This is a genomic window from Curtobacterium sp. GD1 (assembly GCF_020882855.1).
Lineage (GTDB): Bacteria > Actinomycetota > Actinomycetes > Actinomycetales > Microbacteriaceae > Curtobacterium.
Genome location: NZ_JAFEVQ010000003.1, coordinates 156,392 through 167,232, shown reverse-complemented (window position 1 = coordinate 167,232; position 10,841 = coordinate 156,392). Strand labels below are relative to the sequence as shown.

General features: G+C 71.2%; 11 protein-coding genes. All 11 read right to left on the bottom strand.

The genetic code is table 11. The features are described 5' to 3' along the window. On the bottom strand, nucleotides 1-240 hold a 240-nt coding region (locus JSX79_RS03170), incomplete at its 3' end, for a hypothetical protein (protein WP_229085136.1). A 53-nt stretch (nucleotides 241-293) separates the two neighbouring features. Continuing rightward, the gene (gene dapF, locus JSX79_RS03165; protein WP_229085135.1) at nucleotides 294-1,184 is read right to left on the bottom strand and encodes a diaminopimelate epimerase; all 891 of its coding nucleotides are present in this window, start codon (nucleotides 1,182-1,184) and stop codon (nucleotides 294-296) included. Continuing rightward, entirely contained in the window at nucleotides 1,181-2,131 is a 951-nt protein-coding gene (miaA, locus tag JSX79_RS03160; RefSeq protein ID WP_229085134.1) for a tRNA (adenosine(37)-N6)-dimethylallyltransferase MiaA, read from the bottom strand. The genes dapF and miaA overlap by 4 nt, the downstream gene beginning before the upstream one ends. Then, nucleotides 2,118-3,617 carry a tRNA (N6-isopentenyl adenosine(37)-C2)-methylthiotransferase MiaB gene (gene miaB / locus JSX79_RS03155; RefSeq protein WP_229085133.1) on the bottom strand — a complete coding sequence of 500 codons (1,500 nt, stop codon included), beginning with the start codon at nucleotides 3,615-3,617 and terminating at the stop codon, nucleotides 2,118-2,120. The genes miaA and miaB overlap by 14 nt, the downstream gene beginning before the upstream one ends. Nucleotides 3,618-3,646: 29 nt before the next feature. Then, nucleotides 3,647-4,513: a regulatory protein RecX gene (locus tag JSX79_RS18570; RefSeq protein ID WP_229085132.1), complete on the bottom strand. Its 867-nt coding sequence runs from the start codon at nucleotides 4,511-4,513 to the stop codon at nucleotides 3,647-3,649. Beyond that, nucleotides 4,510-5,577, bottom strand: coding sequence for a recombinase RecA (recA, locus tag JSX79_RS03145; protein ID WP_070416506.1), 1,068 nt, complete (start codon nucleotides 5,575-5,577; stop codon nucleotides 4,510-4,512). Before recA ends, JSX79_RS18570 begins: the two co-directional genes overlap by 4 nt. Before the next feature lie 263 nt (nucleotides 5,578-5,840). Beyond that, nucleotides 5,841-6,065 carry a DUF3046 domain-containing protein gene (locus tag JSX79_RS03140; RefSeq protein WP_022907383.1) on the bottom strand — a complete coding sequence of 75 codons (225 nt, stop codon included), beginning with the start codon at nucleotides 6,063-6,065 and terminating at the stop codon, nucleotides 5,841-5,843. A gap of 100 nt (nucleotides 6,066-6,165) precedes the next feature. Further along, nucleotides 6,166-6,474: a helix-turn-helix domain-containing protein gene (locus JSX79_RS03135; RefSeq protein ID WP_058742950.1), complete on the bottom strand. Its 309-nt coding sequence runs from the start codon at nucleotides 6,472-6,474 to the stop codon at nucleotides 6,166-6,168. Between the two features lie 154 nt (nucleotides 6,475-6,628). Further along, nucleotides 6,629-7,204, bottom strand: a complete 576-nt coding sequence (locus tag JSX79_RS03130; RefSeq protein ID WP_302847533.1) for a CinA family protein — start codon at nucleotides 7,202-7,204, stop codon at nucleotides 6,629-6,631. Beyond that, on the bottom strand, nucleotides 7,177-7,830 hold the full coding sequence (gene pgsA / locus JSX79_RS03125) for a CDP-diacylglycerol--glycerol-3-phosphate 3-phosphatidyltransferase (protein ID WP_083294987.1): 654 nt from the start codon (nucleotides 7,828-7,830) through the stop codon (nucleotides 7,177-7,179). The genes JSX79_RS03130 and pgsA overlap by 28 nt, the downstream gene beginning before the upstream one ends. Continuing rightward, on the bottom strand, nucleotides 7,827-10,769 hold the full coding sequence (locus JSX79_RS03120) for a DNA translocase FtsK (RefSeq protein WP_229085131.1): 2,943 nt from the start codon (nucleotides 10,767-10,769) through the stop codon (nucleotides 7,827-7,829). Before JSX79_RS03120 ends, pgsA begins: the two co-directional genes overlap by 4 nt. Nucleotides 10,770-10,841: the final 72 nt, after the last annotated feature.

Genomic DNA, 10,841 nt, shown 5'->3' with positions numbered 1-10,841 from the left:
GTTCGATGTCGGGAACGTGGTTCGACACGTCACGCGACCGGGCAGCGCGGCCACCGGGCCGCAGCCAGCCAGCGCGGCCAGCGCGCAGCGCAGCCAGCGCGGCCAGCGCGCAGCGCAGCCAGCGCGCCGCGACCGGCCGGCGCGCAGCGCAGCCAGCGCGCCGCTACCGGGCAACGCGGCCAGCGCGAGCGACCAGCCCGCCCGTCCGCACCACGGCAGTGGCCAGGAGGCGCGACCCACGTGACGAGCGTCGGCGCGCCGAACCGCGCCTCCTGGCCGGAGCCCAGCCCGGGTCAGACCGTCAGGTCACCGGAGAACACGAGTTCCGCCGGCCCGGACAACGCGACGTGCTCGCCGTCCTCCGCCGCGAAGATGCGCGCCGTGACGACCCCACCCGGCACGCGCACGCGCCACGTGTCCGGCGCCCCGTTGCCCGCCCAGTACCGCGTCGCGAGGGCCGCGGCGACGGCCCCGGTGCCGCACGACAGGGTCTCGCCGCTGCCGCGCTCGTGGACGCGCATCGTGATCTGACCGACGCCGTCCTGCACGAGCGGGTCGCCCGGCAGCACGAACTCGACGTTCGCTCCGGCCGCGGGCACCGGGTCGAGCACCGGCACGTACGTGAGGTCGACCTCGGCGAGTTCGTCCTCGGTCGCGACGGCGACCACCACGTGGGGGTTGCCGACGTCGATGCCGAGCCCGGGGCGTGCTCCGTCGAGGTTCTTCGCCCGCACGAGCACGTCGTCCGCGCCGCCGCCCTCGATGCCGAGCCCCCAGCGCCCGAGGTCGGCGGAGAAGCCGTTGGTCGTCCGCTGGATGTCGACGAGTCCCTTGCGGCTGCCGACCGTCAGGGTCTCGCCGGGGGTCAGGTCGACGAGCCCGGACTCCGTGAGGTAGCGCGCGAACACGCGGATGCCGTTCCCGCACATCTCGGCGACCGTGCCGTCGGCGTTGTGGTAGTCCATGAACCAGGTCGCCGCGGGGTCCTCGGCGACGAGCGCCTGCCCTTCCGGCAGCGCATCGGACCGGACTGCCCGGATGACGCCGTCGCCGCCGACACCGAACCGGCGGTCGGCGATGGCGCGGATCCGCTCGGGGGTCAGGTCGACCGACGCGTCGGGGTCGGCGAACAGGACGAAGTCGTTGCCGGTCCCCTGGCCCTTGGTGAAGTGCAGCTCGGTCACGGGACGATCCTACGGGCAGCCGCTGTCAGCGCAGCCCGGTCCGCGCCGGTGACGTCGAGGAGCTCCGCGTCGGCGTACCGCCGGAACCACGACACCTGCCGGCGGGCGTACTTGCGCGTCGCGATGCCCGTCGCCTCCACCGCCTGGTCGACGGTCGCATCCCCGCGGAGCACCTCGAGCGCCTGCGAGTACCCGATCGCCGCCCGCGCGGTCCGCCCCGACTCGAGGCCCTGCTCGCGCAGCCCACGGACCTCCTCCACGAGACCGGCGTCGAACATGCGCGCCGCGCGCTCGTGCAGCGCGGCGACGAGCTGCGCTCGTTCGCGGTGCAGGTGCAGGATCCGAGCGGGTCGCCAGGCGCGGGGCGCGGACGGGAGGCTCGGCGTGACCACCTCGGATCGGCTCGCGATCTCGAGTGCACGGATCAACCTCCGCGGGTTGCGTGCGTCGATGGTCGCCGCGGCCGCCGGGTCCAGACCGCGGAGTCGTTCCAGCAGGATGCCCGGCCCGAGTTCCTCGTGCTCGCGCTCGAGGTGGGCGCGGAGCTCGGGGTCGGTCCCGGGGAACGCGAGGTCGAAGAGCACGGCCGAGACGTACAGCCCGCTGCCGCCGACGAGCAGGGCGACGTTCCCGCGGCCGTGGATGGCCTCGATCTCCGCCCGCGCATCACGCTGGTAGGCGGCGACACTGGCCTCGTCCGTGACGTCGAGCACGTCGAGCTGGTGGTGCGGGATGCCCCGGCGCTCCTCGACGCTGAGCTTCGCGGTGCCGATGTCCATGCCGCGGTAGAGCTGCATGGCGTCGGCGTTGACGATCTCGGCGGGGCGGCCCGCGGCGCGGAGGCGTTCGGCGATCGCGATGCCGAGGTCGGACTTGCCGGTGCCGGTCGCCCCGACGACCGCGATCAGGTCGCCGCCGCCGGCGCGCTCCTCGTCAGCGGCCGACACGGATGCTGGGCAGACCGAGCGACACCGGCCGCGGGCCGTCGGCGGCCCCGACGGGTGCCGGCGTCGGGACGCCGCAGCTCTCCGCCTGGGCACGGTCCCACGCGTCGCCCGCGCGGGTCCGGCGGATCCGCAACGGTGCGTCCCCGTCGGCGATCAGGAAGTGCGGGGCCGAGCGGGTGACCTCGACGGTGACGACGTCCCCGGGGCGCGGCACGTCCGATCCGCCCGGCACCGAGAAGTGCACGAGTCGGGAGTCCTCGGCGCGGCCCGACAGCCGGTGCGTGGCGTCGTCCTTCTTGCCCTCACCGGTGGCGACGAGGACCTGGACCGTACGCCCGACCTGCTTCGCGTTCTCTTCTGCCGTGATGTGCTCCTGCAGGGCGACGAGCCGCTCGTACCGTTCCTGCACGACGTGCTTCGGCAGCTGCTCGTCCATCGTCGCCGCGGGCGTCCCCGGCCGGATCGAGTACTGGAACGTGAACGCCGAGGCGAACCGCGACTGCTCCACGACGCGCAGGGTGTCCTCGAAGTCCGCGTCGGTCTCGCCGGGGAAGCCGACGATGATGTCCGTCGAGATCGCCGCGTGCGGGATCTTCGCCCGGACGCGGTCGAGGATGCCGAGGAAGCGTTCGCTCCGGTAGCTGCGGCGCATCGCCTTGAGGACGCGGTCCGACCCGGACTGGAGCGGCATGTGCAGCTGGGGCATCACGTTCGGCGTCTCGGCCATCGCGTCGATGACGTCGTCCGTGAAGGCGGCGGGGTGCGGGCTGGTGAACCGGACCCGCTCGAGGCCCGCGATCTGGCCGGCGGCACGGAGCAGCTTGCCGAACGCCTGGCGGTCCCCGAACTCGACGCCGTACGAGTTGACGTTCTGCCCGAGCAGGGTGACCTCGATCGCGCCGTCGTCGACGAGTGCCTGGATCTCGGCGAGCACGTCACCCGGGCGGCGGTCCTTCTCCTTGCCGCGCAGCGACGGCACGATGCAGAACGTGCAGGTGTTGTTGCAGCCGACCGAGATCGACACCCAGCCACTGTGCGTCGAGTCGCGCTTGGTCGGGAGGGTCGACGGGAAGACGTCGAGCGACTCGAGGATCTCGATCTGCGCTTCGTCGTTGTGCCGGGCACGCTCGAGCAGCGTCGGCAGCGACCCCATGTTGTGCGTCCCGAAGACGACGTCCACCCACGGCGCCTTCTCGAGGATGACGTTCTTGTCCTTCTGCGCCAGGCACCCGCCGACTGCGATCTGCATGCCGGGGTGCTCGCGCTTGATGCCCGCGAGCTGCCCGAGGTTGCCGTACAGACGGTTGTCGGCGTTCTCGCGCACGGCGCACGTGTTGATGACGACCACGTCCGCCTGCTCGCCGTCGGCAGCGACGTACCCGGCAGCCTGGAGCGACCCGCTCAGCCGCTCGGAGTCGTGCACGTTCATCTGGCACCCGTAGGTGCGGACTTGGTAGGTGCGGGGGCGCGCTGCGACGGTGGCCATGGTCGTCCCAGTGTAAAACCGTCGCGACGCTACTCGAAGCGGACGGAGCCGCGAGGTCCCGCCGGCGGACGCCCACCGCCGTCGAGCGCACGCTCGACCGCGATCCGCACGATGCCCCCGTTGTAGCCCTTGCGCATCAGGAAGCCCGAGAGCCGTCGTTCCGCAGTCGCTCGATCGAGCCCGCGGAGCTGCCCGGCACGCTTCTGCGCGAGGTCGATCGCCCGGACGAACTCGTCGTCCTCGTCATCGGCGGCTGCCTCGAGCGCCGCGTCGATCGCGACCTGGTCGATGCCGCGGCGCCGCAGTTCGGCGACGACGCCCTGGCGCCCCAGACCCTTGCGGTCGTGCAGTCGGTCGACGAGGTCGGTCGCGAGCGCCACGTCGTCCACGAGTCCGACGCGGGTGAGCCGCTCGATCTCGTGCTCGACGACGTCCGGGTCGAGGTCGTTCTTGGTCAGCATCGTGCGCAGCTCGGACTCGCTGACGCCCTTGCGACCGAGCGCGCGCATGCTGAGCCGCTCGGCGTCGGCACGCTGCTCGTCGATCGGCCGTGGGGCGTCCGCGGGGTCGAGTTCGGCACCGCCGTCGATCGCGAACACGGACGCCGTCGTGGCGTCTGCCGTCCGGTCGTCGTCGTAGCCGTCCTGCTCGGCACGGGCACTGCGGCCGCTGCCGTCCCCGACGACGGGCGAGAGCCACTCCGCCTGTGCCCGAGCGCCCTGGATCGGCAGCGGGACCGGCGCGTCGGCGTCGGCTCCGCCCTGGTCCGTCACGGCATCCGTGTCGTCCGCCGTCGCCGGCCCAGCCGCGGATCGGCGACGGGACCGCGCACCGCGCGCACCGAACAGGTCGGTGACCGGTGCGAGGTCCTCGTCGCCGTCGTGGTCGGTCGTCACGCGCCCTTGCGCTCCGCGATCTTCGGCGCGATCGACTCGACGGGAGCCTCGACCGCCTCGGCCGACGCACCGCCGACACCGAGCTTGGCGAGGATCTTGCCCTCGATCTCAGCAGCGATCTCGGGGTTCTGGATCAGGAACGACCGCGAGTTCTCCTTGCCCTGCCCGAGCTGGTCGCCGTCGTACGTGTACCAGGCACCGGACTTCTTGACGATGCCGTGGTCGACGCCGAAGTCGAGCAACGAGCCCTCGCGCGAGATGCCCGTGCCGTACAGGATGTCGAACTCGGCCTGCTTGAAGGGCGGGGCCATCTTGTTCTTGACGACCTTGACGCGGGTGCGGTTGCCGACCGCGTCGGTGCCGCTCTTGAGCGTCTCGATGCGACGGATGTCGAGGCGGACCGACGCGTAGAACTTGAGCGCCTTACCGCCGGCGGTGGTCTCGGGGCTGCCGAAGAACACACCGATCTTCTCGCGCAGCTGGTTGATGAAGATCATCGTGGTCTGCGTCTGGTTCAGGCCACCGGCGAGCTTGCGGAGTGCCTGCGACATGAGGCGGGCCTGCAGACCGACGTGCGAGTCACCCATCTCGCCCTCGATCTCGGCGCGGGGCACGAGCGCCGCGACGGAGTCGATGACGACGAGGTCGATGGAGCCGGAACGGACGAGCATGTCGGCGATCTCGAGCGCCTGCTCACCGGTGTCCGGCTGGGAGACGAGCAGCGCGTCGATGTCGACGCCGAGCTTCTTCGCGTACTCGGGGTCGAGCGCGTGTTCCGCGTCGATGAAGGCCGCGATGCCGCCGGCGCGCTGGGCGTTGGCGATGGCGTGCAGCGTCAGGGTCGTCTTACCCGACGACTCCGGGCCGTAGATCTCGATGATGCGGCCACGCGGGAGCCCGCCGATGCCGAGCGCGACGTCGAGGGCGACCGAACCGGTCGGGATGGTGGCGACGGGAGCGCGCTCGTCCGAGCCGAGGCGCATGACCGTGCCCTTGCCGAACTGACGGTCGATCTGGGCGAGAGCGGTCTCGAGGGCCTTCTCGCGGTCCTGGGGTGAGGGCATGGTGTGCTTCCTTCGTGCTCGGTGTCGGCCGCCTGTAGGCTGTCGCGTCCACCCGGCCGGTGGTGCAGGGCCGGTGCTTCAGCGACAAGGCTTTCGGGCTGTTCCCGTTGACTCGAACCTAGGGCGGGCCACCGACATCACTGCCGACGACCGCGCGATCTGTGGACGAACTCTCCGGACAGCGCCGCTGTGGAGGAAGCTACCATCGATCGAACACCCGTTCGAGCAACACGCCGAACAGAGTTTCGGACGGAGACCGCGCGTCAGTCCCGCGGTTCCGCCAGCCCCTTGCCGTGCCGCTTCTCGAGCGGGACGTCCTGCGACTCGCACAGCGCCTCCCACACGCGGCGCGCATCGATGCCCGCGTCGAGCGCCTCGGCCGCCGAGCGTCCGCCGAGTTCCTCGAGCACCACGTCACGACTGACGACGGCACCGTAGGCATCGCCGAACACCTGGTCGACGGCCCGCCAGAACTCACTCACGCGCATCATCCCAGCGTAACCGCGCCGCCCCGCCGCCAGAGCACGGCCCCGGAACGCCGAACGCCCCCGCTGGCGGACCAGCGGGGGCGTTCGGGAAGCGGTGGCGTCAGCGCACCGCGAGGTCGTTGTCGAACTCGGCGACGAGGTCGTCCGGGAGCGTGTCGGGCACCGGGGTGAGCCCCTCGACCACCGCGAGACGGTCGCCGACCTCACGCATGATGGTCGAGATGGGGGTGTCCAGCGCGTCCGCGACGGACGCGAGGATCTCCGAGCTGGCTTCCTTCTGCCCACGCTCGACCTCGCTGAGGTACCCGAGAGCCACGCTGGCCTTGGACGCGACCTGACGGAGGGTCCGGCCCTTCTGCAAGCGGAAGTCCCGCAGAACGTCGCCGATTTCCTGACGAACGAGAACCATGAGAACTCCTCCTCTCTGTCGTCTCCGCGCCCGCTCGGTCCTGATGGCCGAGTTCGGGTTCAGCAACAGTAGCGTTGCCGGTTGCAGCATGCTAACCACGCCGGCTGCTCTACTGCTGGAGATTGCGTGAGATGTAACCCAGTGGAAACGGGACCTATTCCCGGGCCCGGATCGTGGACGACATCCGTGCCAGGAGTTCGGAGACGGTCGCCCAGCGGATTGCATCGCGATCGCCGTCGAGGTGCAACTCGTACGCCTGGGCACCGTCGGCGTCCGCGATGCCGACGAAGACCGTCCCCACCGGCTGACCGTCCTGCGGGTCGGGTCCGGCGACACCGGTCGTGCTGATGCCCCATGTCGCGGGTGCTCCGTCGACCGCGAGTGCTGCTCGCACGCCCGAGGCCATCTGCCGAGCCACCTCGGGGTCGACCGCACCGTTGGACGCGAGCAGCGCCGACGAGACGCCGAGCACGGTGTGCTTCACGGGCGTCGCGTAGGCCACGACTCCCCCGCGCACCACGGCGCTGGCGCCCGGCACGCCGACGAGGGTCGCGACGACGAGTCCACCGGTGAGCGACTCCGCCACGGCGACGGTGTCGCCCCGTTCGGTCAGGCGCGCGACGAGGTCGCGAGCGGCCGTCCGGACGTCGGGTCCCGTGTCGTGTCCTGGAGGCGCGGTGCCGGTGGCGTCGTCGGCCGCCGTCACGCGGTGGTCCGGTTGTGCTTCCACGCCTGGTACAGGTAGTCGATGCCGCTCAGGATGGTCGCCAGGAAGGCCGCGGTCATCAGGATGCCGTTCACCCAGTGCGCCCAGTCCCCCACGAGGTTCCACCACGGGAAGAGGGCGGCGGTCAACGCGACGGCCTGCAGCACGGTCTTGATCTTGCCGCCCCGGCTCGCCGGGATCACCCGGTCCGAGAGCACCGCGAACCGGAAGACCGTGATGCCGATCTCGCGCACCATGATCAGCACGGTCACGTACCAGGGGAGCTCGCCGAGGATCGACAGCGCGACGAGCGCACCGCCGATGAGGACCTTGTCCGCGATCGGGTCGACGAGCTTCCCGAAGTCCGTGACGAGGTTCTGCCGTCGGGCGATGATGCCGTCGGCGCTGTCCGTGACGATGGCGACGACGAACACGACGGCCGCCCAGATGCGCAGCGGCCCGTCGGTGCCGGCGTCCGTCAGGAGCAGCACGAAGAACAGCGGCGCCATGAGGATGCGCACGACCGTGATGATGTTCGCGACGTTGCCCGTCGACGCCGGGCCGGGGCCCTTGCGCAGGAGTCGTCCGCGCCACGGGAAGCGTGCGCCGTGCGTGGTCTCCGTGCTGTCCGAGGCGGTCATCGCACTCACTCCCTGCCCGTCAGTCCCCACGCGTCCTCATCGGGCTCGTCGTCTGCTTCATCGTACCCGCGCGTCATGTCCGCCACCGGGTCGGCACCGTAGCGGTCGCCGTCGTCGGTCGGGGCCGACGCCGGCGCCGGCGCCACGGGAGCCGGACCGGCTGCGGGGGCGGCCGGGGCAGCACCCGCTGGTGGCTCCTCGCCCCGGAGCTTCGCGAGCACGGCCGGCAGCTGGTCGGTCGTCACGAGGACGTCGCGCGCCTTCGATCCCTCGGACGGGCCGACGATGTCGCGGGACTCCATGAGGTCCATCAGACGGCCGGCCTTGGCGAACCCGACACGGAGCTTGCGCTGGAGCATCGAGGTCGACCCGAACTGCGTCGACACGACCTGCTCGACCGCCGCGAGGAGCAGCTCGAGGTCGTCGCCGATGTCCGCGTCGATCTCCTTGCGCTCCACCACGGCCTGGACGTCCTGGCGGTACTCCGGACGGGCCTGGCGGGTGACGTGCTGGACGACCTCGGCGACCTCGCTCTCCTGCACCCAGGCACCCTGGACGCGGAGCGACTTCGACGACCCCATCGGCAGGAAGAGCGCGTCGCCCTGCCCGATGAGCTTGTCGGCGCCCGGCTGGTCGAGGATGACCCGGGAGTCGGTGACGCTGGTCACCGCGAAGGCGATCCGCGACGGCACGTTCGCCTTGATGAGCCCGGTGATGACGTCGACCGACGGACGCTGCGTCGCGAGCACCAGGTGGATGCCGGCGGCACGGGCGAGCTGGGTGATGCGGACGATCGACTCCTCGACGTCACGCGGTGCGACGAGCATGAGGTCGGCGAGCTCGTCGACGACGACGAGCAGGTACGGGTACGGCTTGAGCTTCCGCTCGCTGCCGGCCGGCAGGACGATCTCGTTGTTCGCGATCGCCTTGTTGAAGTCGTCCACGTGCCGGAACCCGAACGACGCGAGGTCGTCGTACCGCATGTCCATCTCCTTCACGACCCACTGCAGCGCCTCGGCCGCCTTCTTCGGGTTCGTGATGATGGGCGTGATGAGGTGCGGGACGCCGGCGTAGATCGAGAGCTCGACGCGCTTCGGGTCGACGAGGACCATGCGGACCTCGGACGGCTTCGCGCGCATGAGCAGCGACGTGATCATCGAGTTGATGAACACCGACTTGCCGGACCCGGTGGAGCCGGCGACGAGCAGGTGCGGCATCTTCGCGAGGTTGGCCACGACGAAGCCGCCCTCGACGTCCTTGCCGACGCCGATCGTCATCGGGTGCTTGGACTTGCGAGCGGCGTTCGAGCGCAGGACGTCACCCAGGGAGACGGTCTCGCGGTCGGTGTTCGGGATCTCGACGCCGATCGCGCTCTTGCCCGGGATCGGCGACAGGATGCGGACCTCGTTCGAGGCGACCGCGTACGACAGGTTCTTCGACAGGGCGGTGACGCGCTCGACCTTCACGCCGGGGCCGAGCTCGATCTCGTACCGGGTCACCGTCGGCCCACGGGAGAACCCGGTGACCTTCGCGTCCACCTTGAACTCGGTGAGGACGCTCGTGATGGCGGCGACGATGTCGTCGTTCGCCTGGCTGCGTGCGACCGACGGCGTGCCGGAGCTCAGCGTCGTGGCGGCCGGCAGCCGGTAGGGCGCGGCCGGGTCTTCATCGGGGCCGGCCACCGGGGGCAGGCCGTCCGTGTCGTCGGCGGCGTCGACGGAGAGGTCCTCGGCCGGGAGCGACGGCGAGACCACCGGCGACACCGAGGCGTCCGGACGGACGACCTCGGCCGGCGCGGGGCGTTCCGGCACCGGGGTCCCGAAGTCACGCAGGGCCTGTTCGGCAATCTGCAGGTCCTGCTCGACCGAGTCGTTGAGGTTGACCGAACCGGGCTCGGCCGGCGTGTGGTCGACCAGACCGGCGGCGGCACCGGCGTTCGGGCCGGGTGCCGGCGCGGCTGCGGCGGCCGGGGGCACGGCCGACGTCGCACCGCTGATCACGGGGCTGTCGTACGCCGGGTCCTCTTCGCGACCGGACTTGTTCCGGCGCCACCACGGGATGGTCCCGCCCTCGGCGTCGGACTCGGCGGCCTTGTCGTCCTCGAAGCCGAGGTCGTCGAACAGCTGGAAGTCGGTGTCGCCCTTCGCGCCGCGCTTCTTCGTCGGCTTGGTCCGTGCGGCGGGCGCCTCGGCGACGGGCTCGTCCGTCTCCGTTGCGGGGGCCGGCGCGCCGAACAGGTACGCGTAGAGCTCGTGCAGGCGCCGACCGATCTTGTTCGGCGGCGTCTTGGTGATGATGAAGAGGGAGAGCACGAGCAGCAACACCGCGACCGGCACCGCGACCCACTCGGTGGCGACCGCGACGAGCCAGGCGATCACGACCCAGCCGATGACACCGCCGGCGGTCGCCAGCGCGGGCATGCCGTCCGAGGCGCTCGGCTGCCCGCCGAACACGTGGCAGAGCGCCGCGATGGAGACGAGCAACAGGCCGAGACCGATCCCGATCCGGGTGTTGTCGTGCACGGACGCCGGGTGCCGGAAGAGCCACCCGGCGAAGACGACCATGATGACGGGCAACGCGAAGGCCAGCCGGCCGAACAGCCCGCCGAACGTGTACGCGTCGAGCGCCACCGAGACGGCGTTCGACGGGTTGAGCCACTCGACCACCGCGCCGGCGACCGCCAGCACGAAGAGCAGGAACGGGAACCCGTCGCGCCGCTGGTCCTTCTCGAGCGTCTCCGTGCCGAGCAGGCGGAAGACTGCGCCGACGCCGTGCGCCATCGCGAGCCAGAACGTCACGAGGGGGTTCTGTTCGCGGAAGACCGGGGTCGGTGCGGCCTGCGGCAGCTTCTTCGTCGTGGCCTGGGTGCGCGACGAGCCACGCGTCCCGCTTCCACGGGACGACGAGGACGCGCGCGAGCGCGTGGTCGACTTGGTGCCTCCGGCCATGGGCAGAACCCTAATCCCCCCTCAGGACAAACCGAGCGCGGCCCGCCGCAGCATCCGCGACGAATGCCACGG